General features: G+C 73.1%; 31 protein-coding genes. 21 read left to right on the forward strand and 10 right to left on the reverse strand.

Annotated elements, in window-relative coordinates; translation table 11 throughout:
• Positions 1-5 precede the first annotated feature (5 nt).
• Positions 6-782, reverse strand: a complete 777-nt coding sequence (locus ACLJOU_RS24075) for an ATP-binding protein (RefSeq protein ID WP_410570092.1) — start codon at positions 780-782, stop codon at positions 6-8.
• Between the two features lie 216 nt (positions 783-998).
• On the opposite strand from ACLJOU_RS24075, the gene ACLJOU_RS24080 reads away from it, so the two are divergent.
• Positions 999-1,475 carry a DUF4383 domain-containing protein gene (locus tag ACLJOU_RS24080; RefSeq protein ID WP_410570094.1) on the forward strand — a complete coding sequence of 159 codons (477 nt, stop codon included), beginning with the start codon at positions 999-1,001 and terminating at the stop codon, positions 1,473-1,475.
• A 37-nt stretch (positions 1,476-1,512) separates the two neighbouring features.
• Positions 1,513-2,673: an FUSC family protein gene (locus ACLJOU_RS24085; RefSeq protein ID WP_410570096.1), complete on the forward strand. Its 1,161-nt coding sequence runs from the start codon at positions 1,513-1,515 to the stop codon at positions 2,671-2,673.
• Between the two features lie 3 nt (positions 2,674-2,676).
• Here the strand turns inward: ACLJOU_RS24085 and ACLJOU_RS24090 are convergent, their stop codons facing one another.
• The gene (locus ACLJOU_RS24090; RefSeq protein WP_410570098.1) at positions 2,677-3,156 is read right to left on the reverse strand and encodes a hypothetical protein; all 480 of its coding nucleotides are present in this window, start codon (positions 3,154-3,156) and stop codon (positions 2,677-2,679) included.
• 106 nt (positions 3,157-3,262) lie between these two features.
• Here ACLJOU_RS24090 and ACLJOU_RS24095 point away from each other — a divergent pair, with 106 nt between their 5' ends.
• Complete coding sequence (locus ACLJOU_RS24095; protein ID WP_410570100.1) at positions 3,263-3,919, forward strand: hypothetical protein; 657 nt, start codon at positions 3,263-3,265, stop codon at positions 3,917-3,919.
• Positions 3,879-4,172, forward strand: a complete 294-nt coding sequence (locus ACLJOU_RS24100; RefSeq protein ID WP_410570101.1) for a hypothetical protein — start codon at positions 3,879-3,881, stop codon at positions 4,170-4,172. The genes ACLJOU_RS24095 and ACLJOU_RS24100 overlap by 41 nt, the downstream gene beginning before the upstream one ends.
• Before the next feature lie 189 nt (positions 4,173-4,361).
• Here ACLJOU_RS24100 and ACLJOU_RS24105 read toward each other — a convergent pair whose 3' ends face one another.
• A complete protein-coding gene (locus ACLJOU_RS24105; protein WP_410570102.1) occupies positions 4,362-4,766 on the reverse strand; it encodes a DUF6069 family protein in 405 nt (134 codons plus the stop codon).
• Between the two features lie 64 nt (positions 4,767-4,830).
• On the opposite strand from ACLJOU_RS24105, the gene ACLJOU_RS24110 reads away from it, so the two are divergent.
• The gene (locus tag ACLJOU_RS24110; RefSeq protein ID WP_410570104.1) at positions 4,831-5,319 is read left to right on the forward strand and encodes a MarR family winged helix-turn-helix transcriptional regulator; all 489 of its coding nucleotides are present in this window, start codon (positions 4,831-4,833) and stop codon (positions 5,317-5,319) included.
• A gap of 175 nt (positions 5,320-5,494) precedes the next feature.
• On the opposite strand, the gene ACLJOU_RS24115 is transcribed toward ACLJOU_RS24110, so the two are convergent.
• The gene (locus tag ACLJOU_RS24115) at positions 5,495-6,037 is read right to left on the reverse strand and encodes a MauE/DoxX family redox-associated membrane protein (protein WP_410570106.1); all 543 of its coding nucleotides are present in this window, start codon (positions 6,035-6,037) and stop codon (positions 5,495-5,497) included.
• Between the two features lie 133 nt (positions 6,038-6,170).
• Here ACLJOU_RS24115 and ACLJOU_RS24120 point away from each other — a divergent pair, with 133 nt between their 5' ends.
• Genes ACLJOU_RS24120 through ACLJOU_RS24140 form a run of 5 tightly spaced genes read left to right on the forward strand, consistent with a single transcriptional unit; the run spans position 6,171 to position 8,662 of the window.
• Entirely contained in the window at positions 6,171-6,863 is a 693-nt protein-coding gene (locus ACLJOU_RS24120) for a hypothetical protein (RefSeq protein ID WP_410570107.1), read from the forward strand.
• Entirely contained in the window at positions 6,860-7,384 is a 525-nt protein-coding gene (locus tag ACLJOU_RS24125) for a hypothetical protein (RefSeq protein ID WP_410570109.1), read from the forward strand. The genes ACLJOU_RS24120 and ACLJOU_RS24125 overlap by 4 nt, the downstream gene beginning before the upstream one ends.
• Complete coding sequence (locus ACLJOU_RS24130) at positions 7,350-7,916, forward strand: hypothetical protein (protein ID WP_410570110.1); 567 nt, start codon at positions 7,350-7,352, stop codon at positions 7,914-7,916. The genes ACLJOU_RS24125 and ACLJOU_RS24130 overlap by 35 nt, the downstream gene beginning before the upstream one ends.
• Positions 7,913-8,086, forward strand: a complete 174-nt coding sequence (locus tag ACLJOU_RS24135; protein WP_410570111.1) for a hypothetical protein — start codon at positions 7,913-7,915, stop codon at positions 8,084-8,086. Before ACLJOU_RS24130 ends, ACLJOU_RS24135 begins: the two co-directional genes overlap by 4 nt.
• A gap of 18 nt (positions 8,087-8,104) precedes the next feature.
• Positions 8,105-8,662: a hypothetical protein gene (locus ACLJOU_RS24140; RefSeq protein ID WP_410570112.1), complete on the forward strand. Its 558-nt coding sequence runs from the start codon at positions 8,105-8,107 to the stop codon at positions 8,660-8,662.
• 124 nt (positions 8,663-8,786) lie between these two features.
• On the opposite strand, the gene ACLJOU_RS24145 is transcribed toward ACLJOU_RS24140, so the two are convergent.
• From ACLJOU_RS24145 to ACLJOU_RS24160, 4 genes are all read right to left on the reverse strand, one after another.
• Positions 8,787-12,068 (reverse strand): S8 family serine peptidase, encoded by a 3,282-nt coding sequence (locus ACLJOU_RS24145; protein ID WP_410570114.1) that lies wholly within the window; start codon positions 12,066-12,068, stop codon positions 8,787-8,789.
• Between the two features lie 186 nt (positions 12,069-12,254).
• Positions 12,255-13,169 (reverse strand): LacI family DNA-binding transcriptional regulator, encoded by a 915-nt coding sequence (locus ACLJOU_RS24150; RefSeq protein WP_410570116.1) that lies wholly within the window; start codon positions 13,167-13,169, stop codon positions 12,255-12,257.
• Positions 13,170-13,343: 174 nt separating this feature from the next.
• Positions 13,344-13,685 carry an alpha/beta fold hydrolase gene (locus ACLJOU_RS24155; RefSeq protein ID WP_410570117.1) on the reverse strand — a complete coding sequence of 114 codons (342 nt, stop codon included), beginning with the start codon at positions 13,683-13,685 and terminating at the stop codon, positions 13,344-13,346.
• Positions 13,686-13,933: 248 nt separating this feature from the next.
• Positions 13,934-14,605 (reverse strand): TetR/AcrR family transcriptional regulator, encoded by a 672-nt coding sequence (locus ACLJOU_RS24160; RefSeq protein ID WP_410570119.1) that lies wholly within the window; start codon positions 14,603-14,605, stop codon positions 13,934-13,936.
• A gap of 83 nt (positions 14,606-14,688) precedes the next feature.
• On the opposite strand from ACLJOU_RS24160, the gene ACLJOU_RS24165 reads away from it, so the two are divergent.
• Positions 14,689-15,483, forward strand: coding sequence for an SDR family NAD(P)-dependent oxidoreductase (locus tag ACLJOU_RS24165; protein ID WP_410570121.1), 795 nt, complete (start codon positions 14,689-14,691; stop codon positions 15,481-15,483).
• Between the two features lie 154 nt (positions 15,484-15,637).
• Positions 15,638-16,144 carry a DinB family protein gene (locus ACLJOU_RS24170; RefSeq protein ID WP_410570123.1) on the forward strand — a complete coding sequence of 169 codons (507 nt, stop codon included), beginning with the start codon at positions 15,638-15,640 and terminating at the stop codon, positions 16,142-16,144.
• Here ACLJOU_RS24170 and ACLJOU_RS24175 read toward each other — a convergent pair.
• Positions 16,131-16,901: a DUF1295 domain-containing protein gene (locus tag ACLJOU_RS24175; RefSeq protein WP_410570124.1), complete on the reverse strand. Its 771-nt coding sequence runs from the start codon at positions 16,899-16,901 to the stop codon at positions 16,131-16,133. The genes ACLJOU_RS24170 and ACLJOU_RS24175 overlap by 14 nt on opposite strands.
• Complete coding sequence (locus tag ACLJOU_RS24180) at positions 16,895-18,157, reverse strand: class I SAM-dependent methyltransferase (protein ID WP_410570125.1); 1,263 nt, start codon at positions 18,155-18,157, stop codon at positions 16,895-16,897. Before ACLJOU_RS24180 ends, ACLJOU_RS24175 begins: the two co-directional genes overlap by 7 nt.
• An 82-nt stretch (positions 18,158-18,239) precedes the next feature.
• Between ACLJOU_RS24180 and ACLJOU_RS24185 the strand changes: the two genes are divergently transcribed.
• From ACLJOU_RS24185 to ACLJOU_RS24225, 9 genes are all read left to right on the forward strand, one after another.
• Entirely contained in the window at positions 18,240-19,508 is a 1,269-nt protein-coding gene (locus ACLJOU_RS24185; protein ID WP_410570126.1) for an NAD(P)/FAD-dependent oxidoreductase, read from the forward strand.
• Entirely contained in the window at positions 19,502-20,236 is a 735-nt protein-coding gene (locus ACLJOU_RS24190; protein WP_410570127.1) for a DUF1365 domain-containing protein, read from the forward strand. The genes ACLJOU_RS24185 and ACLJOU_RS24190 overlap by 7 nt, the downstream gene beginning before the upstream one ends.
• Positions 20,229-20,834 carry an ECF RNA polymerase sigma factor SigK gene (gene sigK, locus ACLJOU_RS24195; RefSeq protein ID WP_410570128.1) on the forward strand — a complete coding sequence of 202 codons (606 nt, stop codon included), beginning with the start codon at positions 20,229-20,231 and terminating at the stop codon, positions 20,832-20,834. The genes ACLJOU_RS24190 and sigK overlap by 8 nt, the downstream gene beginning before the upstream one ends.
• A gap of 11 nt (positions 20,835-20,845) precedes the next feature.
• The gene (locus tag ACLJOU_RS24200; protein ID WP_410570296.1) at positions 20,846-21,601 is read left to right on the forward strand and encodes an anti-sigma factor domain-containing protein; all 756 of its coding nucleotides are present in this window, start codon (positions 20,846-20,848) and stop codon (positions 21,599-21,601) included.
• 235 nt (positions 21,602-21,836) lie between these two features.
• The gene (gene ftsZ / locus ACLJOU_RS24205; protein ID WP_410570129.1) at positions 21,837-23,144 is read left to right on the forward strand and encodes a cell division protein FtsZ; all 1,308 of its coding nucleotides are present in this window, start codon (positions 21,837-21,839) and stop codon (positions 23,142-23,144) included.
• 121 nt (positions 23,145-23,265) lie between these two features.
• The gene (gene pgeF, locus ACLJOU_RS24210) at positions 23,266-23,970 is read left to right on the forward strand and encodes a peptidoglycan editing factor PgeF (RefSeq protein WP_410570130.1); all 705 of its coding nucleotides are present in this window, start codon (positions 23,266-23,268) and stop codon (positions 23,968-23,970) included.
• Complete coding sequence (locus ACLJOU_RS24215; RefSeq protein WP_410570132.1) at positions 23,967-24,677, forward strand: YggS family pyridoxal phosphate-dependent enzyme; 711 nt, start codon at positions 23,967-23,969, stop codon at positions 24,675-24,677. Before pgeF ends, ACLJOU_RS24215 begins: the two co-directional genes overlap by 4 nt.
• Positions 24,678-24,774: 97 nt before the next feature.
• A complete protein-coding gene (locus tag ACLJOU_RS24220) occupies positions 24,775-25,374 on the forward strand; it encodes a cell division protein SepF (protein WP_410570134.1) in 600 nt (199 codons plus the stop codon).
• A 115-nt stretch (positions 25,375-25,489) separates the two neighbouring features.
• Positions 25,490-25,765 carry a YggT family protein gene (locus ACLJOU_RS24225; protein WP_013224824.1) on the forward strand — a complete coding sequence of 92 codons (276 nt, stop codon included), beginning with the start codon at positions 25,490-25,492 and terminating at the stop codon, positions 25,763-25,765.
• The last annotated feature ends 46 nt before the right edge of the window (positions 25,766-25,811 follow it).

Below are 25,811 nucleotides of genomic sequence, written 5' to 3' on the forward strand. Positions count from 1 at the left end.
ACCCGTCAGCGGAGTCGCCGGCCGGTCCGGGCCGCGTCGGCGCCCAGGAGGTCCGTGGCCACGCTCAACGTGGCCCAGACGACCTTGCCGCCGCGCCAGGATCCGCTGCAGCCCCACACGCGGGCGAACTGCGCCACGAGCTTCAGGCCGAGGCCGGGTTCCGTCGTCGACTGCCGCTCGCGGAGCTCGGCCGGGTGCGGGTCGTCGTCGGCGACGGCGATCGTGCAGAGGCCGTGGCGGAGCTCGACGCGGACTTCCGGGCAGGAGCCGGTGTGCTGAAGCGTGTTCTCCACCAGCTCGGTCACGATCACGAGGGCGTCCTCGACGAGGTCCGGGACGCCCCACGCGCGGCACACCTCGGCGACGAACTCCCGCGCGGCGAGCGCGGTCGTGCCGGTGCGCGCGAACTCGCGGACGGCACGACGGCGCACCGGACCGCCGAACTCGCGCTCGGCTTCGCCCGCGTCGCCGTACACCGGCGCGTAGCGCGCCATGGGCAGACGCCGGAGCAGCGCCGCCTTCTCCGGTGACCGGGCGACCAGCGCGAACGGGATCCCCGGCCAGTTGCCCAGGCGCATCGCCACGAGCGCGAAGACGCTCAGCCGGGCGTCGCTCGCGAAGTCCAGGCCGGAGACGTCGGCGATCAGGCCGTCCGGCGCTTCGGTGCCGGCCTTCAGCAGGCCGTCGCGCACGGTGGCGTGGGACCGCAGGTCGAGGGTTCCGCTCAGGGTGAGCACGGCCGAGCGCGGCCGGTGGGTGAGCTCCATGCGGACTTCCGCCATGACCCTCGCCTTTCCGCGGCCGCGCACGGGACCGCAGCGTTACGCCAGGGGAGTGGCACTTGTTCGTCTGGTCCGGCTCAGATTAACCGCTGCGACGCCGGATATGCCTGCCGATCGCGCCCCGAAGCCGGCGGCGAACGTCCGCTTAACGGAGGTGAGCGCGGGTATGCGCAGGTCGTGGCGCCGCTCCCGTGGCGCGTGCGGAAAGGAAATGCCATGTCCACTGCCACTCACACGGGCTCCCGGACGCCGGTGCAGGTCGCGGCCGCGGTCGTTTCGGTCGTTTTCCTGCTGGTCGGCGTGCTCGGGTTCATCCCGGGTGTCACCACTCATTACGACCAGCTGAGTTTCGCCGGGCACGATTCGATGGCGATGTTGCTGGGGTTGTTCATGGTGTCCGTGTTGCACAACATCGTGCACCTGCTCTTCGGGGTGGTCGGGCTGGCCTCGGCCCGGACCGCGCGGGGCGCGCGGTTGTTCCTGATCGCCGGTGGGGTCGTGTACCTGGTGCTGTGGCTGTACGGGCTGCTGATCGACCGCGGCAGCGACGCGAACTTCGTGCCGGTGAACAACGCCGACAACTGGCTGCACCTGGTGCTGGGTGTCGGCATGATCGCGTTGGGCCTGCTGACGTCCCGCGCGGGCCGGAGCACGGCGGGCCCGCAGGCGGCGCGGGGGCCGGGACTGGGCTGACCACCACGCACGGCGTGGTCACCAGGAGCGTCGGCGGTTGCCCCACCACGGCCCGCCGGCGTTCCGCCGCGCCGGAAAGTCCACAGTGGACTTCCGGCTTGACCGTCGCCCCGGCGGGTACCCGCCGGTGATGGAAGTCCGGGCGCGGCAACGCCTGCGCGAGGCGGCGCGGGCGGCCGCCGCGCGGTTCCGGCGGCCGCGGTGGGCGGTGGTCCAGACCGCCGTCGCGGTGAGCGTGTCCTGGTTCGTCGCCCACGACCTGCTCGGGCACCCGCAGCCGTTCTTCGCGCCGATCGCGGCGGCGGTTTCGCTGTCGGCCAGCGACGTGCTGCGCGGCCAGCGGGCGCTGCAGCTGATGTGCGGGGTCGCACTGGGGATCGTGCTCGGCACGGTCGTCGAGGCGGTGGCGGGCACCGGGCCGGTCGCGTTCGCGGCGGCGGCGCTCCTGGCGGTGTACGGCGCCTTGGCCTTCGGCGGCGGCCCGTTCGGCCAGGGGCTGATGTTCGTCAACCAGACCGCGGCGTCGGCGATCCTCATCCTGGCGCTGCACCGCCCGGGATCGGGGACCGAACGGCTGGTCGACGCGCTCGTCGGCGGGGGTGTGGTGGTGGTGATCGGGGTCCTGCTGGTGCCGGCGGACCCGCACCGCCTGCTCGCCGAAGCCGAGCGCGGCCTGTTCGCGGAACTGCGCGACGCGCTGGCCGGGCTCTCGGACGTCCCCGCCGGCGGGGCCGACCCCGATCGCGAACTGGCGACGGGCCAGCGCATCCACACCCGGCTGGCGGCCCTGTCCCAGGCCCGCGGAACGGCGCGCCAGGTGGTGCTGATCGCCCCGCTCCGGTGGCGGTCGCGGCGCGACGTGCTCCAGGCCATCGCCCGCAGCAGGCACCTGACCCTGCAGGCCAACGCGGTGCTCGGGCTGGTGCGCGTCGCCCGCGCCGCCGTCGACGCCGGCGAAGAGCTGCCGCGGGCGTGGGACGAGGCGGTGGCGGAGCTGGCGGAAGCGTGCGGTGTGCTGGCCGACGCCGGAAGCGTGGACCGGGCGGTGGCGGCGGCCGAGCGGGCGGAGCGCCTGCTCGATCCGGCGCGGCACGCGGGGCCGGGGTACCGCGGCCCGGCGGTGTTTGCGGCGCGGGCGTGCGCGCGTGACCTGCTGGCGGCGGTGGATCCGGCGCGGTCGCGGGCGGCCGCGGGGTGAGGGTCAGTCGGAGAAGCAGCTCAGCAGCGGGAACACCGCCGCCGCCGGACCGGACAGTTCCAGGTACCAGACCACCAGGTGGGTGAGCACCGCGACCAGGTCCGGCGGACGGCCGCGCGCCGCCAGCTCGACGTGGATGTCGCGGCTCGGCCCGTCGTCGTTGAGGGCCGCGAGCAGCGCGCGCAACGCCGAGCGCGGCCCCGGGGGCAGCCGCTCCACTTCGGCGGACTCACCGTGGGCGTCTTCGACGACGACGGTGAAGAACGCCCCGGCGTCCGCGCCCCGGCGCGCGCCGATCGCCGTGCGGCACCGGTCGACGAGCTCGCCGGCGACCGCGGCCGCCACCCGGGTCGAACCCGAGCGGGCCAGGACGGCCACCGCCTCGGTCACGTCGTCGTAGTCGCCCGCCGTCGCGGCGCCGAGCAGCTCGTCGGTGAACTGCCGGACGGACACGCCCGGTGCGGGATTCCCGTTGTCGGTCATCCGGGCCGCTACCCGGGGCGGCTCCGGCCAACCGGAAACCCGCTGGGCGTCACTCCCTCTCCGGCCGGGGCGGGCACGGGGGTCGTTCCGGACGAGGGTCGCGGCGATGGCCGCCGGCTCGGTGTCGAGGTCCTGGGAGGTTGCGGCCCGGGTGTTCACCCTGGTGACGCGCGGGGCGGTGCGGTACAACCGGAAGGTGGCCGAGCGCGTCCGGCGTCCCGACCCGCACGGTTCCGTCGAGCGTGACGTGCTGGTGCGGTACCTCGACGCGTGGACCGCGACCGTGCTGCGGTCGCCGCGCGGCGGCACCTACGTCGAGTGCGGCGCCTTCGCGGCCGACGCCGTCCGGGTCTTCGGCGAATTCGCCGACCGGCTGGACGGCCACCACCTCGAGGTGGTGCTCGTCGGGGCGGGCGTGCCGGACGGGGTGCCGGCGGGTCTGCCGGTCCGGACGGCCGGCGACCTCGGGGACGTCCGGGTGCCCGGGCCGATGCTGGCGCACCTGGCCGGGGCCTGGCCGCCGTCCCTGGTGCGGGGGAAGGCGCACGAGGTCCTGCTCACGGCGCCACCGGGAACGGGCCACCGCGAGCGGCTGCGGGCCGCCGGGCTCGGGTGCGCGGTGGCCGTGGACCTCGTCGCCGAGGACGGGACAGCCCGCACGCTGGTCTTCGCGACGGCGGACAGCCGGCACCCTCGCGACGTTCAAGAACGAACTGTGGGCGGTGGACGAGTTCGCCGGCATCCGCTACCGCGACCCGGGTGACGCAGAGGGCACGCTGGTCGACATCTCGCTCACCCCGCCGCTCCTGCCGTTGCGGCGGGCGCTGCTGGCGGAACTGGCCCGGCGCGGCACCGGCACCGTCGCCGAGCTCCAGCGCTTCACGCTGCTCGAGACGATCTACCGGCCCGAAGACGCGGTCGGCGCGCTGACCGCCGCCGTGGCGGCCGGCCAGATCACGCGGCAACCGGAGAAGGGCCGCCTGAGCCCACGCACGGTCCTGTCGGCCGGCCGGTGACGCCCGGCCCACGAGGAGTGCGACGCTGATGCCGTCCGGCAGCGGCACCGGGACTTCGACGTTCACGCAAGGCACGCCACGCGCCGGTGCTTCCCGGAATCGCGGAGCCGACTGGGCGGTGCTCCCCACCATCCCGGCACCGGCGCAGGTCGGCTCGAGCACCGCCCACACCTGGTCCGGCAGAGCACCCTAGTCGGCGGCGGCGACCGGCTGCGGGTGGGCGGCCGGCGTCAGCGTCGGGCGGAGTGCGGTGACCAACGCCGTGGTGACGACCAGGTGCATCAGCATCAGGCCGACGACGTTGGCCGCCGTGGCGCCCGCGGTGAGCAGCATCAGGTCCGGGATCCAGGTCAGAACCAGGACCGCGGGGACGACCACGCGCAGCGCGTGCGGCGCCCGGCGGGCGATGACCGACCACCCGACGGTGCCCAGCAGCAGGCCGAGCACGGTGGCGGGCAGGTAGGCCGCGGGGGACAGGCCCATGCCGATCCCGCCGTCGTCGAGGGCCGAGGCGCCGAGCGCGATGACGGTGTTCGCCGCGGCCGCGGCCAGCAGGGCCAAGCCGAGGCGGAGCGCGGTGAGCTTGGGGGACATCGGTTCTCCTTGGGTTGCGTGTTCAACCAGAAGGTAGGTTGGGTTGCGTGTTAAAGTCAAGGCCGTGAGCGACGAACAGCCGGCCCGCTGGCTCGGCGAAGACGAGCGGCGGGCCTGGATCAACCTGGCGAAGGTCCTGCTCACGCTGCCGGGTGCGCTGGAGAGCCAGCTGCTGCGGGACGCCGACCTGACGCTGCTGGGCTACATGATCTTGGCCCGGCTTTCGGCGGTGCCGGGCGAAAGCCTGCGGATGAGCGAGATCGCGGAGATGGCGAACGGGTCACTGCCCCGGATCTCCCACGCGGTGGCGCGCCTGGAGGACCGCGGGTGGGTCACGCGGGAGGTCTGCACGGGGCAGGGCCGCCGGTTCACGACCGCGACGCTGACCGACGCCGGCCGCGCGCACCTGGCGGCGGCCGCGCCCGAGCACGTCGCGACGGTCCGCCGTCTGGTCGTGGATCCGCTGGGCGCGGACTTCGTGCGCATCGGCGACGCCGTCGCGCGGATCGTCGAGACACTGGGGCTGCCCACGGAGATCCTCAAACCGTCGTAGTTCCGCGGGCGACGACTTGGTTCGCGAGCCCGGGGCAAAAGCCGATCTTCAGGCACGCGACCCATGCCGAGGGCGCCACGCAGCCGATTTTCCGGGAATTGAGAACGCGGGCCCTGACGGCGGTGATTTTCCGGCGAACACCCGGAGATTCACCGACCGGGCGTTCGTAAAAGAATCATCGAAAAGCGCGGGGGGATTTTCGAGCGCCGGAACCGCGCCACGCGGGAAGCAGGTGGTGCGCCATCGCGAGGACCACGCCGGCCGCCGCGCACGACCACCGGTCCGGGACCGGCTGGGGCGCGCCCAGCACCGCGCACCCGGCACTGCCCGCGGCGAGCGCGACCGCCCGGACCACCACCGCCCACGACACCGTCCCCGCGCCGAAACACCCGCACGGCACCCCCGCCCGGCGGGTGCGCAACACTGCCGTGTAACCGGCGAAAGCGCAGTACAGGACGGCCTGCGCGGTGACGGGCACGCCCGCGGCCGCCGGGGCGGTGAGCAGGACGGCGAGCACGGCCGCGCCCACGAGCAGTTCCGCGGCCGTGCTCGCCGCAGCCACGGCCGGCGGCAGCAGGCGGTGCACCCGCAGCACCGCCCGGTGCTCCCGGGGCCGTACCGCGTGGACCGCGCCGGCGGCGGTCAGGAGAATCGCCCCGAACGCCGTCAGTGCCGTCGTTCCCGCGGACCAGAACGTGGGCGTGAACGCCGTGTGCATGAGACCCAGTGTATTCCCTGACAAAAATGCCGTCCCCGATCGGAGCAATCTTTCCGTTATCGGAAAACGATCGTGGCCACCGCCGAATCCGTCGGTTAGTCTCACCGGGCGGATTCCGGAAATCGGAGGGCACATGGCGACTCGACGGCTGCGGTTGGTGGCACCGGGCGGTGACCGGGTGACCGTGGGCCTGCCCTCGGCCGCCCCGGTTTCCCACGTGGTGGCCGGCGTCCGGTTCGTCGGCGGCTCGTACGGCACCGGGTTCCAGATCGGCGCGCGCGGCTACCACGACTTCGCGTGCACGTACGTCGCGCCGGCCGACCCGCGCGAACGGCTGGTCGTGCACGGCCGGGAGGTGGTCGTCGCCGAGGCGCGCGACGGGCAGTCGTCCGTGGCCACCCTGATCGGCGAACACCACGAGCTGATGACGGTGTTCGCCGGGCCGGCGCCCCGCCGCGGCCGCGTGCTCGACCTGTTCGGGGCGCTGCGGATCGAAGACCACGTCGACGGCATGACCGTCGTCCCGCGCGCGGAGACGCTGCTGGACGCGATGAACGAGCACTTCGTGGTCGTGGTGCAGGACCACGGTTCGCTGTCCATCCCCGCGCCGCGCCAGGCCGCGGCCCTGCTGCCGCGGCACGCGGGCGCGCGCACGCGGCACGGCGAGGTCTGGAAGGCCGGGTACGGCGGGGATGCCGCGCGCTCGTTCGTGCTGGGCTGCCCGGCCGGCGTGGCCGAGGTCCACCTCGCTGACACGCCGGCCAGGACCGAGCGGGAACGGCTCGACTGGCTCGACGGCATCGACATCGCCTGGGACCGCCGATGACCCCGTCCCTCGCGGTCACCCTGCTCACCTGGGCGGCGATCCTCCTGCTGTTCTTCGGGCTGGCGGCCGTCCTGCGCGAAGTCCGGTTGCTGCGCGGCGTGGTCGCCCGGAACGCCGACGGGTTCACGGCCGCACCCCCCGATCTCGACCTCGGCCCGCGGTTCGCCGGCGAGAGCGGCCGGATCGTGGCGGCGGTCGATTCGGGCTGCCCGCTGTGCCTGACGGTGGTCGAGCGGCTGGCCGGGCTCGGCGCGGACGCGACCCTGCTGACCCACGAGTCCCCGGCGAGGTGGGCGGACCTGGCTCGCGGCCTGCCGGTGGTCAGCGACGGCGAAGCGTGGCGATCGGTCTCCCACCTTTCGCCGCCGGTGCTGATGCTGCTCGGCGAAACCGGTCGCGTTCGCCGGGTGCTGCTGCCGGTCCGGGCGGCCGAAGTGGACACGACGCTGGCCGAATGGGCCGGCCCGCAGTCAGGAGGTGGAGCCGGTGACGCTGGAGTTGTCGCACATCCCGGAGCTTGACCGGCCCGGGCCGGTGGCCGGCGAGACGCGCGCGGGGCGGAAGCTGAAGACCCGCGGCACGCGCCGGACGTTCCTGCGCGCGGTGGCGCTGGGCGCGCTGACGATCGGCGCGACCGCGCTCGACTGGTCGGGCCTGTCCCGCGTGCGGCAGGCGAACGCGGAGTTCAGCCCGTACGGCATGCCGGGCTTCGACCGCAACGACTGCCGGGACGCCTACCCGACCGGCTACGCGGAACTGACCGACACCAGCGGCGCGTACGTCGGCAGCTACGCCGCCTGCTTCGGCGGGTTCTGGCGGGGCAGCACCTACTGCGAAGCGGGCTGGCACAAGTACGGCACGTGGAACGAGGGCGGCATCCAGGTCGACCACCAGCCGGTGGCCAACACGTGCGGCCAGTTCGTCGGCAAGAACGCGTGGCGGTGGACCACGCCGGATCAGAAGGTCTACCGCTGCTCCGACGGCTTCTCGACGTTCTGGGGCGGCGGGTACACCGGCCAGACCTACCTGACGATCTGCCGCGCCGCCCTGTGACGGCCGGGGAACCCCGGCGCCGGTGGCACCCGCTGACGATCGCCGCCGGCCTCGTGCTGGCGGCGGCCGCGGTGACGATCGCGCTGGTGGTCGCGCCGGGCCGGCTGCTGCCGGCCGCGTGGCTGGTCCTGTGCGCGTCGGCCGGCTTCGCCACGAGCGGCTCCAGTTGAAGCCGGAACTCGGCCTTCGTGCTGAGCTCGCCGGTCTGGCGGGGCACTCCGACACTGGCGTTCTGCGCCGGCCTGGTTTCCGGTGGCGCGCTGAGCGCCCTGGTCCTGATCGTGGCCGGTGCCCTGCTGCGCGAACCGCTCCCGGGGTTCGCGCGCTGGGCCGTGGTGGCCGCGGCGCTGGGTGCGGTGCTGCTGCGGGAAACCGGCGTGTGGTCGTTCCGGCTGCCGGAGAACCGCAGGCTGGTCCCGGACACGGTGTTCCGCCTCGGCCGCCACCTCGGCCCGCTCCAGTTCGGCTTCGAAATGGGCACGGGCGCGCGCACCTACCTCCCGAGCGGCCTGCCGTACGTGGCGGCGATCGCGGTGGCCCTGACGGCTTCGATCCCCGCGGCCCTGTGCGCGGGCGTGGGATTCGGGCTGGGGCGGGCGCTGATGACGACGGCGAACCTGCGGTACGACGGGGAGAGCGGCTGGGATGGTGAGTGGCGGGCCCACGGCCGGGAGCTGAAGTTCCTGACCGTGGCTGCCTTCGTCGTGCCACTGACTGCGATCGCGGTGTTGTCCGGTACGGCCTGATCGCGGTCTGGTTGTCGGCGTTGCCTTCGGTGTCGCGGATGGGGAGTGGCCGGGACGGCGAACGGCGGCCCCGGTCGGGAGTTGAATCTCCTGACCGGGGCCGCCTTTGTCGTCCCGCTCGCCGTTACGGTGCCGTCTGGTACGCCCTGATCACCGTCTGGACAACCGAGTTGCCTTCCGTGTCCCGGGCCGTGATCCGCAGCGACACGAATCCCTCGCCCGGCGGGTTGTGCACCACCGCGAGGCCGCCGTTGCCGATGCGCGCCGCCGGTACCACCGTCCACCGTGCACCGTCGTCCGTGGACGCTTCGACGCGCAGGTCCGCCAGCCGGAACTCGCCCGCGCCCGGCTGCCGCTGCGCGGTCAACGCGAGCACGAACGGCTTGCCCGCCGGGGCGCGGCTCTGGTCGTCGACCGCGCCTTCGGCCCGGACCACCAGCAATGGCAACGGTTTCGCCGGGGCCGTCAGGCCCGGCTCGTGGAACGTCCAGGCCACGTCCGCCCCGGTGCCGACCACCGACCACGGCACGCTGCGCGTGGCGACCGACCGCAGGGTGTACGTGCCCGGGCCGTCCGGGATGGCCAGTGCCCCGATGGCCGGGTTGGCGGCCGTCGCCAGCGTGACGCCGTCGCGTGAGAGCGTCGCCGTGCCCGTCAGGCCCGCCGGGGGTGTGGTGTACTGCTCCGGGTCGCTGCCCGACACCAGCGGGATCGCGTACACCAGCTGGTTCCCGGCGCGGAGCACGCCCCAGCCGTCCTGCGGCGCGCCGAACGCGGGCCCGAGCGGCGCCCGGTTCCACCCCGAACGCTGGAACCCCGGCCGGTAGGTGCGGTACGAATAGTTGCTTTCCGCGTCGGTCAAGGGATCCGGGTACACCGCCAGGAGGTGCTGCCAGCTCACCCCGGTCGTGTAGTACTCGGTGCGCCGGCTCGGCAGCGCCTGCGCCGCGACCTGGTAGGTCCCGCTGTCGGCGCCCGGGAAGCCGAAGGTGACGTCGTCGAGGCGCAGGCTGTCGGCCGGCTTGCCCTGGGTGTGGTACCGGGCGTCGACCACCACGAGATCGCGGTCGCGCACCCGGAACACGGGGTCGGCCGGCACGCGGCCGCGTTCGAGCAGCGCCAGCTGGTAGACGTACCCGCCGGGTGGCTGCGGGCCCAGCGTCGCCCGGAAGTACAGCCCGTAGGTGTGGTCGGTGACCTCGCGGTCCGAGCCGGCCGCGTACAGCTCGGTGCCGGGCTGGATGATCCACGCGAGCGTGTTCGTGCGCGTCCCGGCCGGATTTCCGGAAACCAGGCCGAGTTCGCCGCCCTGCAGCCGCGCGTCCGGGCGGTCGACCACCGCTCGCAGCGGTTTGGCCGTGCGGGCGTCGAGCGTGATCGCCACGTCGCCGGTGACCGCCTGCCCGGGCCGCGACAGCAGGGTGACGGCCGCCGGCTGCGTCTGCCCGCTGGGATCACCGGACACGTCGAAGGCGTTGAGGTCGTAGCGCCCCTTGGGCACCCGGACCACGGCCGTGCCGTCGGCGCGGAACGGCCGGACGCCGAACGCGGCCCCCGTCGTGGTGTCGACCAGCGTGGCGACGCCCGCGGTGAACCGCCCGTCCCGGCCGATCAGCCGCACGGACACGTCGTAGCTCTCGGTTTCCAGGAAGGCACCCAGCGCGGTCTGCACGGTGACCCCGGGCGCCGTGGCGGTCAGCCTGCCGCCGTACTGCCCGGCCGCGTCCCCGCCCGCCCGGAGGGTGACGCCGACGTCGGCGTCACCGTGCGCGGGCACCACGACCGACGCGGCCGACGGCGTGAACAGCGGCGAGGTCGCGGCCAGCGCCAGCGTGACGGCCGCATCGCCGTCGTTGTGATAGGTCACGGTCTTCGTGACGGGTGTCGCCCGCGGCCAGGCGACGAAGCCCCAGCCGAGGCTGCCGGTGGTGGCGGTGACCTGCTGGGTGACCGCCCGCCCGGCGTCCACCCGGCCGGCGCCCTGCTCGACGACGTCGGCGGTGGGCTTCGCGGTGCTCGTCAACGTCGACTTGAGCCGGCCGGCGAGCCAGTCCGGGTGCCGCTGGAGCAGCAGCGCCGCCGTGCCGGCGACGTGCGGCGCCGCCATCGACGTCCCGGACAGCCGGGCGTAGTCGGCGTCCACCGGCGCGAGGTCGCCGTCCCGCGTGCCCGCCGCCCTGGCCGAGACGATGCCCTCGCCCGGGGCGGCGAGGTCGGGCTTGACCGCGTGGTCGCCCAGCCGCAGGCCCCGGTTGGAGAACGCGCTGGTGGTGTCCTGGGCCGACACGCTGCCGACGGCCAGCGCCGCATCGGCCGCGGCGGGCGCGACGACCGGCATCGGTTCGGGCAGGTCGAGCGAGCGGTCGTTGCCCGCCGCGGCGACGAACAGGGTGCCGTAGCGGGCGGACAGCGTGTTCACCGCCTGCGACACCGGATCCGTGCCGTCGGTCGCGTCGCCGCCCAGGCTCATGTTGACCACGCGGACCTGCGGCGCGAGCCACTCCATGCCGGCGATGACCGCGGATTCCGGGCAGCCGTAGGCGACGCAGACCTTGCCGCTGATCAGCCGGGCGTCCGGGGCGACCCCGCGGTAGCGGCCGCCGGAGGCGGCGCCGGTGCCGGCGATGATGCCGGCGACGTGCGTGCCGTGGCCGAGGTCGTCGCTCGCGTCCGGCGGGGTCCCGGTGAAGTCCCGGGCGGCCACGACCTTGCCGGCCAGGTCCGGGTGGTCGGCCTTCACCCCGGTGTCGAGCACGCCGACCGTGACACCGAGGCCGGTGTACCCCGCCTGCCAGGCGGCCGGGCCGCCGATCTGCGGCACGCTGACGTCGAGGGCCGGGGTGGCCAGGCCGTCCAGCCAGACCCGGTCGACGCCGCCCCGCAGCGCGGACCCGGCGGTGAGCCAGCGCCAGAACTCCGTCCCGCGGCGCCGGTCCTGGCGCAGCGCCGAACCGCGCACGCTCGGCAGGTCGCGGACGGCCGTGGTGGCCGGTGGCGTGGCGGGGGCGCCGGCGGAATAGGTGAGGATCAGGGGGAGGGTGCCGGCCGGGTCGGCCAGGTGCTGGCGCAGCAGTTCGGAAATGTCGAACAGCCGGGAATCGAGCCTGCCGGAGGTCACCAGCGCGAGCGCGTCCGACGGCACCACGGTGATATCACCGGGCTTCGTGCCGGTGGTCGTTTCGCGGAAGAAGCCGATCCGGTCGCGGCCAGGGCCCGGTTCGACCACGACCGTGCTTTTCCCGCGTGGATTCGGCAGCACCCGCACCCGGTCGCCGGTGATCAGCGTGACCGACTGCCCGGGATCGCCGTGGTCGGCGGGCAATGCGACCGGTTGTGCGACCGCCGGAACGGGCAGGGAAAAACCCGCCACCACCACGGTCGCCACCGCCAGCTGTCTTCGATGCATGTCAGGACCCTCCGGCCGAGCTCGTTTCCCCCGGATTTACGTCGGCACCGTCCACAATGCTGCGGAATGGCCGCGGACACGTTAACACCGGCCGGGGCGGATCAGGCAATACGTCGATTCCGTGAACCAACAGCCGACAATTGATCACCGGAATGCTGCCACGCCCGAAATGGGGCGAATTTCAATTCACCCGGATGCCGGGGGCGGCACCGGCAGGCGTGGCGGCGCCGTGCTGGCGCGGGCGGTCAGCGCTGGGGCGAGGAGCCGGGTGCCGGGCGCGCCGGTGCCGTCGAGCTGCCCGATGAGCGTTTCGACGGCCAGCGCGCCGATCTCCCGCGCCGGGATCGCCACGCAGGTCAGGTCGAGGAGGCCGGGCGCGGTCAGGCTGTCCGGGCAGACCGCGACGAGGGAGATGTCTTCGGGCACCCGCAGGCCCCGGCGGTGCAGGCCGGCCAGCACCGCGGGCAGCGCCGATTCGTTGTGCACCACCAATCCGGTGACGTCGGGGTGCCGGGCGAACAGCTCGTCCAGGCCGCGCAGCGTCCGCCAGTGGGTGTTGCCCCAGGCCAGTGTGGTCGCGCGGAGGCCGCGCCGGTTCGCTTCCGCCGCGAAGCCCCGCGCGAGCCGGGTCGCGGAACTGCTGCCGCGCCGGTAGGCCGCGGCCGGCGAGCCGATCAGGGCGACGTGCTCGTGCCCGAGGCCGGCGAGGTGGCCGAAGCACAGGGCGCCCGCCGCGGCGAAGTCGAGATCGAGGCAGCCGAGCCCGCGCGGCCGGTCCGGCACGCCGATCAGCACGGCGGGCTTGCCCAGGCCGAGCAGCACGGGCACGCGCGGATCGGCCGCTTCGACGTCCATCACCACGACACCGTCGGCGACGGACGAGGACACCGCGCGGCGCAGCGCGGCGGCGCCGTCTTCGGCGGTGAGCAGCAGCAGGGCGTGGTCGCGGGCGCCGGCCGCGGTGATGGCGGCGGCCACGAACTCCCGCACGACGACGTCGTGGGGGCCGGCGCGCAGCGGGACGACCAAGGCCAGGACGTTGGTCCGGTGGCCGGTGGCGACCCCGGCCCCGGCGTGCCGGTGGCGACCGTGCTTGCGCATGGCGTTTTCGACTGCCCCCCAGAAGACGGCGACCCCGTCACTGTTCGTCGAACCGCATCGACGACCATCGAAAGTAGAGCACTGTCCGGGGTTGTGCAAGCAGATAGCCGCTGTTGGGAACGCATTCACCGGGCAAGGTGAAGATCGAACCGCTTCGATCATGCGGCAGCGGATTCACCGGGTGCGCCAGAACGCGGTCAGCGCCTCGGCGGCCGGCTTCGGGTGTTCCGACGGCCACCGGTGCGGGGCGCCGTCGAGGACGGCCACCTGTGCGCCCGCGCGGTCGGCGGCCCAGCGGTGCTGCGCGGGCGTGCCGTTGCCGTTGGCGGTGTCTTCGGCCGCGAGCAGCGCCAGGCCCGGGGTCGCGCGGGCCCGGCCGAGGTCTTCGCCCAGCCGGGTCATGGCCGGCTGGGCGGCCGACCGCAGCAGGGACAGGACGGCCTGGCCCATGCCGGGGTTCAGCCCGGCGGCGACGGCCTCGCCGGCGTCACCGGTGATGCCCAGCCGCGCCACCACCCGGCGGCGGTGGTCGATGTCGCCGCCGAGAGCTCGCGCGCGGACGCTTCCCCGGTTGCGGGGGTCTGCCAGACCCGGGCCATCGAGTGCCAGATGAACCCGGGCGCGAGGACGCCCATGGCGTCCGACGCCGAGTGCGTCGATAAGCGGGTTCCGGACGGCGGCGGTTTCGGGGTTCCCGTGGGCGAAGACGAGAAGGGCCGGGCCGCTCATGGCCCGAGGTACTTACTTGCGTGTCGACACGCAAGTTAGTCCCGCGGAGGGATTGACCGGTCGGGCCGCGTGGCGTCGCGGAGCCCGGCGGCGGCGAACGCGAGGACCTGGTCGACCAAGCCGGACAGTTCGCTCGTCGCCGCCCCGGCCTGGGCCTGCCCCTCGCGGGTCACGTAGATCTCCCGCAGGCCGGTGACCACGGTGGTGGCCGCGAGGCGGGGGAGCAGGGCGTCGCCCGGGAGGCCGATGTCCTCGCCGATGCCCGCGGCGATCAGGAGTTCGAGGTCGCGGTAGCCGGCGCGGGCGTGGCCGCGCAGGTCGTCGTCGGCCATCAGCAGTTCCGCGCGCAGCGCCCGGCGCTGCCAGATGTGCGCCGGGTCTCCGCCGGACTCGCGGTCGCGCGTGTCGAGGTCGCGCATGGTCGCGTGCATCCAGTCGCGGATCGCGTCGAGGGTGCTCTCCGAGGTCCGGCCGCGCAGCCGGTGCGCCAGGGACTCCGGGGTGAACGGGTCGTCGGCGAACAGCAGATCTTCCTTGGCCGGGAAGTGCAGCGTGACCGTGCGGGTCGCGACGTCGGCCGCCGCCGCGATCTGCGCGATCGTCGTTTCGCGGTAGCCCTGGCTCGCGAACAGGTCCAGGGCCGCCTCCCGGATGCGGGTCCGGGTCTGGGCCTTCTTCCGCTCACGGCGGCCGTCACTCGCGATCACGGGGCGAGCTTACCATCGGAGGCAAAAATACAGTCCGTGCTACTGTTAGCTTGTCAGGTAGAAATCGAACAGGAAGACACGTCATGACGAAGAGCTGGTTCATCACCGGAACTTCCAAGGGTTTCGGCCGCGAGTGGGCCGAAGCGGCGCTCGCGCGCGGCGATCGGGTCGCGGCCACCGCACGGGACGTCGAAAGCCTGCGTCCGCTGGTCGACCGGTACGGCGACGCCGTGCTGCCGCTGCGGCTGGACGTCACCGACCGGGCCGCCGCGGTGGAGCGGGCGGCGGCCGCGTTCGGCACGCTGGACGTGCTGGTCAACAACGCCGGCTACGGGCACTTCGGGATGGTCGAGGAACTGACCGAGGAGGAGGTCCGGGCGGAGCTCGAGACGAACTTCTTCGGCACGCTCTGGCTGACCCAGGCCGCCCTGCCCGTGATGCGGCGGCAGGGGCGCGGCCGGATCATCCAGGTCACGAGCGAGGGCGGAGTCCGCGCGTTCCCCGGCATCGGCGCCTACCACGCGTCGAAGTGGGCGGTGGAAGGGCTTTCGGAGTCCTTGCGGCAGGAGGTCGCGGCGTTCGGGATCGACGTCATCTGCCTGGAGCCCGGCCCGTACCGCACGGACTTCGGCGGTGGCAGCGTCCGGCAGAGCGCGCCGGACCCGGCGTACGACACGGTCCGCGAGGCCACGCGCATCGAGTGGGACCTCGGCGATCCGCGGGCGACGCGGGCGCCGATGCTGGAACTCGCCGACACCGACGACCCGCCGCACCGGATGTTCTTCGGCAAGTCATTCGCGGCGGTCGAAGCCGAGTACCGCGCGCGGCTGGACGGCTGGCGCAAGTGGGAACCCCTCGCCCTGGCCGCGTTCGGCTGACCGGTCAGTGCCGGATCACGGCCGGTCGTAGGTGTGGAACCCGCGCCCGGTCTCGCGCCCGAGCAGGCCGGCGTCGACCATGCGGGCGAGCAGCGGCGGCGGGGCGGGTCAGCGGTATCCGGAACTGTCGGACCCGTCTGGCAAAGTGCCGGCCATGACCGAACGACCCGAGCGCCCGCGGGTGCCGCTCACCGGCGGCGAGCGCGAAATCCTCACCGGCCTGCTCGACTACCACCGCGCCACCGTCGCGTGGAAGGCCGGCGGCCTCACCGAAGACCAGGCCCGCCGGGTGCACCTGCCGAGCGAGCTGACGACCGTCGCGGGGCTCGTCGCCCACCTCACCCTCGACGAGTGGTTCTGGTTCGGCGTGGTCGTCAACGGCGAAGCGGACACCTGGGAGGAGAAGCTCGAACAGGACCCGGACGCGGAGTTCCGGGTCCCGCCCGGGACCACCGTCGCAGAGCTCCTCGCGGCCTACGAAAAGCAGTGCGCCCGCAGCCGGGAGATCCTCGGGAAGCGCGACCTCGCCGACGAAGTGACCCACAAGGGCGAGACCTTCAACGTCCGCTGGGTCCTCACGCACATGATCGAGGAGACCGCGCGGCACGTCGGCCACCTGGACGTGTTGCGCGAACTCACCGACGGTCTCACCGGGGAGTGACCTTCCTGGGCGGCAAGGGGAAGAAGCCGCTGGTGCGCTCGACGTAGTCGGCGTACGCCGGGCGCGTGCGGGCCATTCCCTTCTCCAGCATGGGTTTTCCCGTCCCGCGGGCCAGGGTGAACGTCATCGCCACGGGGGAGAGGACGGTCGCCGCGCCCGGCCACGTCGAACAGGCCAGCAGGTAGAGGCCCCACCACACGCACGCGTCGCCGAAGTAGTTCGGGTGCCGCGTGTAGCGCCACAGCCCGGTGTCGAGCACCTTCCCCTGCGACGCCGGGTCGGCCTTGAACCGGCGCAGCTGGTCGTCGCCGACCGTCTCGAACAGGAACCCGAGCAGCCACACCGCGATCCCGAGCCCGCCGAGCACGCCGATGCCGGTGCCGTCCACGGCGAACTGCACCGGCAGCGAAACGAAGTACAGCACCACGGCCTGGACCAGGTACACGCGGAGGAACATCTTGGACGGCCGGTGGCCCATCCGCGCGTACCGCGGGTCCTCCGGCAATCGGTGGTTGCGCAGGTGCAGGTGCACCGAGAGCCGCACGCCCCAGACGACGGTCAGGAGCGTCACCACGAGCCGCAGCGGCAGCGGGCCGTCCCCGAGCGCGAACGCCACCAGGGCGACGAGCGTGAAGCCGAGCCCCCAGAACGTGTCGATCGTGTCGTACCGCTTGCGCGCCCGCGCGATCCCGAAGGTCACCGTCACCGCCACGAGCGTGACGACGGCCGTGACGAGCAGCTGCGGCACCGTCACCACTCCCGCGTCGCGGGCATACCGCTGGTACCGTCCGCGAACGGCCGCACCGCCAGGATCTGGTCCACGCCCATCCGGTTCTCCTCGAACGCCAGCGCCCCGCCCACCAGGTACAGCCGCCAGACCCGCGCGCCCGGCTCGCCGATGAGCGCGACGACGTCGGCCCAGTTCTCCTCCAGGGTGTCGGCCCAGGCCCGGACCGTCCACACGTAGTGCTCGCGCAGCGCGTGCACGTCCCGCACTTCCAGGCCCGCGGTTTCGAGGTGGCCGATCGTCCGGCCGACCGGCCGCATGGTCATGTCCGGGGCGATGTAGCGCTCGATGAACGCCCCGCCGCCGGGCGCGACGTTCCCGCGGGACATCTGCTGGAGCAGGACGCGCCCGCCCGGCTTGACCATGCGGTGCAGCGTCGCCGCGTACGCCGGGTAGTTCACCTCGCCGACGTGCTCGCCCATCTCGATCGAGGCGACCGCGTCGAACGGCGCGTCCGGCAGCTCCCGGTAGTCCTGGCGGCGGACCTCGACGCGGTCTTCGAGGTCGTGCTGGGCGAGCCGGCCGCGGACGTGCTGCAGCTGCTCGGCCGACAGCGTGATGCCGACGGCCTCGACGCCGTGGTGCTTGGCCGCGTGCACGAGCAGCGAGCCCCAGCCGCAGCCGACGTCCAGCAGCCGCATGCCCGGCCGCAGCCCCAGCTTGCGGCAGATCAGGTCCAGCTTGTCGTGCTGCGCCTGGGCCAGGCTCTGCGACTCGGCGGTGAAGTACGCGCTGGAGTAGGCCATCGACTCGTCGAGCAGCAGCTGGTAGAAGGCGTTGCCGAGGTCGTAGTGGTGCGCGATGGCGGACCGGTCGCGCAGCAGGCTGTGCAGCTTCCCGGACAGCCGGGCCTCTTCGGCGGGCGGCTTCGGCGGGAGCCCGGCGACGCCGAGCCGGGCGGCCAGCCGGACGGCCTCGGCCCAGTCACGCGGCTTCAGGTCCACCCGGTTGAGCTCGCCCGCGCGGGTGAGGGCCCAGATCCGGCGGAAGCCGTCCGCGAGGTCGCCTTCGACGTCGAGGTCGCCGGTCACGTAGGCGCGGGCGAGCCCCAGCTCGCCGGGCGCGTAGAGCAGGCGGCGCAGGGCGCGGCGGTTGCGGAGCACGACGGTGGGCGCGTCTTCCGGGCCGGCGCGGGTGCCGTCCCAGGTGCGGAGGCCGACGGGCAGTGGCCCGCCGAGGAGCTTTTCGGCGAACGAAGCGAGGCGGTGCGCGGTCGTGTGCGGCATGCCCGGGATTCGCTCCGCCCGCTCGCGTGGATTGGTCGGCCGGCCCGGCAATCCGGCCGGGCCGCGGTCCCGAAGCACCGGTGTGGAGATCACGGGAGAACGCATCGGCGTCATCGGCGGCGGGGTGGCCGGGCTGACCGCGGCTTACCTGCTGCAGCGCGGGTACGAAGTGCTGCTGTTCGAAGCCGACGACCGCCTGGGCGGGCACGCGCACACGCACGACGTGCCGAGCGACCACGGCGGCACGATCGGTGTGGACTCCGGCTTCATCGTCCACAACGAACGCACCTACCCGACCCTGCTGAAGCTGTTCGGCGAGCTCGGGGTGACCACGCGCGACACCGAGATGTCGATGAGCATCCGCTGCGACGGCTGCGGCCTGCAGTACGCCGGCGCGAAGGGCGTGGGCGGGCTGTTCGCCCAGCGCGGCAACGCCGTCCGCGGCCGGTACCTGCGGATGCTGGCCGAGGTGAAGCGGTTCCACCGGCACGCGAAGCGGCTGCTGGCGGCGAAGGACGCCGGGGACGTCACCCTCGGCGCGTTCCTCGCCATCGGCGGCTACAGCCGCTACTTCGTCGACCACTTCATGCTGCCGCTGGTGTCCACGGTGTGGTCGGCCGACCGCGCCGACACGCTGCGGTACCCGGCGCGGTACCTGTTCGAGTTCCTCCGCAACCACGGCATGCTCTCGGTGCGGGATTCGCCGGCCTGGCGGACCGTCGTGGGCGGTTCCCGCGAGTACGTCGAGCTGGCGGCGAAGCAGCTGACGGCCGTCCACCTGTCGACGCCGGTCCGGTCGATCCTGCGGACCGCGGACGGGGTCGAGATCCGCGACGACGCCGACACGCCGCACCGCGTCGACAAGGTCGTCGTCGCCACGCACGCCGACCAGGCGCTGTCGCTGCTGGCCAACCCGACCGCCGCCGAGCGCGAGGTGCTGGGCGCGTTCCGGTACTCCGGGAACGAAGCCTGGCTGCACACCGACACGAGCGTGCTGCCCTCGCTCGCCGGGGCCAGGGCCGGCTGGAACTACCGCGCCCCCGCCTGCGGCGCGCCGACCGGCGCGGTCCGGGTCAGCTACGACATGAACCGCCTGATGCGGCTCGACGAACCGACCGGGTACGTCGTCACGCTCAACCCCGGCGACGGCCCGGCCCCGGAGCACGTCGTCGCGCGGATGCGCTACGAGCACCCCGTCTACACCCCGGAATCCGTTGCCGCGCAACGCCGGCTGCCCGAACTGAACGACGGCGTGGTCGCCTACGCGGGCGCCTACCACGGCTGGGGATTCCACGAGGACGGTTGCGCCTCGGGCGCCCGCGCCGCGGAAAGCCTGGGCGTGACGTGGTGACGAACGCGCTCTACGACGCCACGGTCGCGCACGTGCGGCGCATCGATCCGCCGCACGCGTTCGCCCACCGCGTGTACCTCTGGCAGGTCGACCTGGACGACCTGCCGCGGCTGCCGTGGTGGCTGCGGCCCCTCGCCCGGTTCGACGCCCGCGACCACTTCGGGGCCGCGGATCCGCGCGGCATCCGCGAAAAGCTGGACGCGTGGCTCGCCGAGCGCGGGGTCGACCTGGGCGGCGGGAAGGTCGTGATGCTGGCCGCCGCGCGCGTGCTCGGGTACGTGTTCAACCCGATCAGCGTCTACTGGTGCCACGACGCCGGGGGCCGGCCGGCGTGCGTCGTCGCCGAAGTCCACAACACCTACGGCGGCCGCCACGCCTACCTGCTGCACCCCGACGAGGACGGCCGGGCCCGCGCGGCGAAGGAGTTCTACGTCTCGCCGTTCCAGGAGCCGGACGGCGAATACCGGATGCGGCTGCCGCACCCGGACGCGCTGCTCGACCTGACCGTGGCGCTCCGCCGCGGGAACTCCACGCCGCTGGTCGCTACGCTGCGGGGAGTTCGCCGCCCGGTGAACCCGCGGTGGCTGGCCCGGCTCGTGCTGGCCCGGCCGCTGCTGCCGCAGCGGGTGTCCGCGCTGATCCGCCGCCACGGCGTCACACTGTGGCTGCGCAAGGCCGCGGTCGCCCCGCGCACCCCGCAGACCGCCGGAGGTCAGCTGCATGGATGAGCAGGCCCGCCCGCGCCCCCTGGCGCCGGTGCCCGCCGAAGTGCCCGCGGGTCCGACGGCCGAAGAACTCATGGTGCGCGTCGCCAAGGGCGACGAGCGCGCCTTCGAGCTGCTCTACGACCGGCTCGCGGGCCCGATCCACGGCCTGGTCCGGCGGATCGTGCGCGACGCGGCCCAGTCCGAAGAGGTCGCCCAGGAGGTGCTCGTCGAGCTCTGGCGCACCGCGACGCGGTACGCGCCGGCCAAGGGCTCGGCGCTGAACTGGGCGATGACACTGGCCCACCGCCGGGCCGTCGACCGCGTCCGCTCGGCGCGCGCCAGCACCGAGCGCGAACAGAAGGCGACCTTCGAGGCCGCCCGCGGGCGCCCGTTCGACGAGGTCTCCGAGTCCGTCACCGCACGGCTCGAACGCTCCCAGGTGCGCCGGTGCCTGTCCTTCCTGACCGATCTGCAGCGCGAGTCCGTGCTGCTCGCCTATTACCAGGGCTATACGTATCGCGAGGTGGCCGAAGTGCTGTCGACGCCGCAAGGGACCGTCAAGACACGGCTGCGGGACGGGCTGATCCGCCTGCGGGACTGCCTGGGGGTGACCGCGTGAGCACGCCAGAGATGCACACCCTGGCCGGCGCGTACGCGCTCGACGCCGTAAACGACGTCGAGCGCGCGGAGTTCGCCCGCCACCTCGAACAGTGCGAGTCGTGCACGCAGGAGGTCGCCGAGCTGCGCGCGACGGCGGCCCGGCTGGGCGCGGCGATGGCCGAAGAGCCGCCGCCGGGCTTCAAGGACCGCGTGATGACCGCCGTGCACGCCACCCGCCAGCTGCCGCCGCAGACCCGGCCCGGCTCGCCGGACCGGCACCGCCGCCCGGCCCGGGCCCCGCGCTGGGCGGTGCTCGTGGCGGCCGCGGCCGCTGTCGTCGGGCTCGCCGCGGGCGGGGTGTTCGGCGGCATCGCGCTGACCCAGCAGCAGGAGCTGCAGGCCGCGCAGAGCCGTCTCGAGCAGGCGAAACAGCAGTTCGCGCCGGTGGCGGCGCTGCTCGCGGCCCCGGACGCCAAGACCGCGCACGGCGAGGCGCCGATCGGCGGCGGCGTCACGGTCGTGGTGTCGCGGTCGCTGAACCGGGTGATGGTGATGGACGCGGGCCTGCCGTCGCAGCCGGGCGGGAAGGTCTACGAAGCGTGGCTGATCAGCGGCGGCGCCGCGCCGCGTTCGGCCGGGGTGATCGCGGCGGCGGACCAGGGCGGCCTGGTCGTGGCGGACGGCGTCGGGAACGCCGACAAGGTCGCGGTGAGCGTCGAACCGGCCGGCGGGTCGGCCACCGGAGCACCCTCCGACGTCCTGATGAGCATGCCCGCGCCCGCCTGATCCGCCGCCATACCAGATCGGGTGGCGGGGGTGCTCGCGGCCCGTCGCTCTTGCGCGCTCGAACGTGTTGTGGCAAAACACCTTTGCGACACACGGCGTGCCTACTGGATTAGAGCCTGCCTGGTGCCTACCGTCCTGCCTAACGTCGGCGGTTGACATAACTCTCGATCTGGGGTTGAGGGTTGATCACCGGCGACGGGCTGTACGGGCACAACGATCAGGAAGGCGGACTTCGATGACGCCCCCGCACAACTACCTTGCGGTGATCAAGGTGGTCGGCATCGGCGGTGGCGGCGTGAACGCCGTGAACCGCATGATCGAGGTCGGCCTCAAGGGTGTCGAGTTCATCGCGGTGAACACCGACGCACAAGCACTGCTCATGTCCGACGCCGACGTCAAGCTGGACATCGGCCGCGAGCTGACCCGTGGCCTCGGCGCGGGCGCCGCCCCCGAGGTCGGCCAGAAGGCCGCCGAAGACCACCGCGAAGAGATCGAAGAGGTCATCAAGGGCGCCGACATGGTGTTCGTGACCGCGGGCGAGGGCGGCGGCACCGGCACCGGTGGCGCGCCGGTCGTCGCGCAGATCGCCCGCAAGCTCGGCGCGCTGACCATCGGCGTCGTGACCCGCCCCTTCACCTTCGAAGGCAAGCGGCGCGGCAAGCAGGCCGAAGACGGCATCCAGGCGCTGCGCAACGAGTGCGACACGCTCATCGTCATCCCGAACGACCGGCTGCTGCAGCTCGGCGACATCGGCGTCTCGCTGATGGACGCGTTCCGCTCCGCGGACGAGGTGCTGCTCTCCGGTGTCCAGGGCATCACCGACCTGATCACCACCCCGGGTCTGATCAACCTCGACTTCGCCGACGTCAAGAGCGTCATGTCCGGCGCGGGCTCCGCGCTGATGGGCATCGGCTCGGCGCGCGGCGAGGGCCGGGCCATCCAGGCCGCGGAGAAGGCGATCAATTCGCCGCTGCTGGAGGCGTCGATGGACGGTGCCCACGGCGCGCTGCTGTCCATCGCGGGCGGCTCCGACCTGGGTCTGTTCGAGATCAACGAGGCGGCGTCGCTGGTCCAGGAGTCCGCGCACCCGGACGCGAACATCATCTTCGGCACGATCATCGACGACTCCCTCGGCGACGAGGTCCGCGTCACGGTGATCGCCGCCGGGTTCGACGCCGGCGCGCCGACGCACAAGAAGCTGGACCCGTCGACGTTCGGCTCCGGCTCGCGGCCGTCGGGGACCACCGCGTCGGCCTCGGCCGGCCAGGTTTCGAACCCGCAGTCGCCGCCGTCGGGGGCCACCCCGGTGCCGTCCGCGGGCAGCTCCGGCTACCCGGTGGCGCCGCCGCGGACGCACTCGCCGCTCCCGTCGGCGGGCGGCAACCAGCCGTCCGGCGGGCTCCCGCAGCCCGGCGGCGGTTCGCGCGGCTACTCCCCGCTCGGCTCCAACGCGACCCAGGGCAGCCTGCCCGGGCGCGCGATGCCGGTGCACGACGACCCGTCGGACGACGAGGTCGACGTCCCGCCGTTCATGCGGCGCTAGCCACCAGCTCCGGAGGCCACCACCCGCGAACTAGAGTCGTGGGTGGTGGCCTCCGGCAATTCCGGCCGGACGTGCCGGCAGCCGGCTCGGAACCGGCGGCCGGCGACTTTCAGGAGGATTCGTGCGGGTTCGGCGAGTGGTGACGACCAGGGCGGGCGGTGCGTCCAAGCCGCCCTACGACACCTTCAACCTGGGTGACCACGTCGGCGACGACGAGGGGAACGTCTACGCCAACCGCAAGCGCCTGGCCGCCGAGCTGGGCCTCGCCGAGGACAAGCTGGCCTGGATGGAACAGGTCCACGGCCGCACGGCGACCATCGTCGACGGCACGGAGACCGCCGCGGCGGAAGCGACCGACGCCCTGGTCACGGCGACCTCGGGCGTCGCGCTCGTGGTCCTGGTCGCCGACTGCGTCCCGATCCTGCTGGCCGACGCCGAGGCGGGGGTGGTCTCGGCGGTGCACGCCGGCCGGGTCGGCACCCGGGTCGGCGTGGTCCCGGCCGCGGTGCGAGCCATGCAGGAGGCGGGCGCGCAGGTCGGCCGGATCGAAGCCCTGCTCGGCCCGGCCATCTGCGGCGACTGCTACGAGGTTCCCGCCGAAATGGCCGCCGACGTCGAGAAACACGTCCCCGGCAGCGCGTGCAGGACCCGCCGGGGCACGCCCGGCCTCGACCTGCGCGCGGGGCTCTGGCGGCAGCTCGCCGACCTCGGGGTCGGCAAGATCGGCGTCGACCCGCGGTGCACGAACGAGGACAAGACGCTGTTCAGCTACCGCCGCGACGGCACCACCGGGCGCATCGCCGGCATCACCTGGATCGAGGCGTGACCTCCCGGAAGGCCGAGCTGGCCGAAAACCTGCGCGAGGTCGAGGCGCGGATCGCCGCGGCGTGCCGCGCCGCCGGGCGCGCCCGCGACGAGGTCAAGCTGATCGCCGTCACGAAGACGTTCCCCGCCTCCGACGTCGCGCTGCTGGCCGAGCTCGGCGTCACGGACGTGGGGGAGAACCGCGACCAGGAGGCCGGCCCGAAAGCGGCCGAAGTCCCGGGGCTGCGGTGGCACATGGTCGGCCGGTTGCAGCGAAACAAGGCGAAGTCCGTGGCCGGGTGGGCCGACGAGGTGCAGTCCGTCGACTCCGCGCGGCTCGCCGACGCGCTCGCCAAGGCGGTGCACACCCTGCGTTACGGCGGTAAACGTGATCAACCCCTCGACGTGCTCATCCAGGCCAGCCTCGACGACGATCCCGAACGCGGCGGCTGCCCGCTCAGCGAGCTCAACGCGTTGGCCGATCACCTCGCGCAGTCCGATGACCTGCGGCTTCGTGGCCTGATGGCCGTCGCACCGCTGGATGCGGATCCGGCGGCCGCCTTCGAACGGCTCGCTCGCGCGAGTGAAGCGTTGCGCAAAGATCACCCGAATGCCGCAGAAGTCTCCGCCGGGATGAGCCATGATCTCGAGCAGGCGATCACGCACGGCTCCACGTGTGTGCGTGTCGGAACCGCGCTGCTCGGCGAGCGCGGTTTAGCCTCGCCGTAGGGAGCCCGCCCGGTTGTCACGTTTCGTGGCCGCCCGCGCGGGGCACTGACGGCGTGGAGAACAGTCAGTGCGGGAGCGGCTAGGGCTAGGGAGAGGCATGAGCGCGCTGCAGAAGCTGAAGGCCTACTTCGGGATGGTGCCCGCTGACGACGACGGCTACGACGACGGGGACGACTACCGGCGCGGTTACGACGACGACTACGACTCCTACGAGGAGCCGGCCCCGCGGTCGTCGCGTTCACGGTACCGCGAGGTCGACGACACGTATGACGAGCCCATCAGCCGCAGCCGGTCACGCTCCGTGGCCAGCTCCGAGCCGGCTGTCCACGGCGCGCTCGCCATGGACCGTCAGCCGGAGCCGGTGGCGCGCCTGCGACCGGTCACCGAACCGGTCGTCCGTCAGCCGGTGCGTGACCCGTTGAGCCGCATCACCACGCTGCACCCGACCAGCTACGCGGAGGCGCGGGCGATCGGGGAGCACTACCGCGAGGGCATCCCGGTGATCATGAACCTCACCGAGATGGAGAACGCGGACGCGAAGCGGCTTGTCGACTTCGCCGCCGGGCTGGCGTTCGCGCTCAGAGGGTCGATGGACAAGGTCACCAACAAGGTGTTCCTTCTCTCACCGCCCGATGTGGACGTCACGGCGGAAGACCGCCGGCGGATTGCCGAGGGCGGATTGTTTTTGCGGGGCTGAAGTCACGGGGACCGCTGAGCGCAAGCAGACGTGACTTTGCCGACCCGATCCGGGGTCGGCCGCCTCAACTGCGTCTTCGGAGAGGACGCCCGGTTAGAGTAGGTACGTGGAAGCTGTGTGGCTGGTCGTCTGGTACGTGCTGTTCGCCTTCTGGCTGCTGCTGACGGCGCGGATCGTGGTCGAACTCGTCCGGACCTTCGCGCGTGAGTGGCACCCGGCCGGAGGGGTTGCGGTCACGCTCGAGACCATCTACACAGTGACGGACCCGCCGGTTCGTCTGTTCAGACGAATCATTCCGATGGTTCGAATCGGCGGCGTCGGACTGGACTTGTCGATTATGGTGCTGCTGCTGGTTGTGTTCTTCGCGATGCAACTGGCGACTCCAAGTTGATCGGGGAAGAACTTGGATGGACCCTGCAGGCCATGGAGTGCGTGAG

The sequence above is a fragment of the Amycolatopsis sp. cmx-4-61 genome, assembly GCF_046548775.1.
Classification (GTDB): Bacteria; Actinomycetota; Actinomycetes; order Mycobacteriales; family Pseudonocardiaceae; genus Amycolatopsis.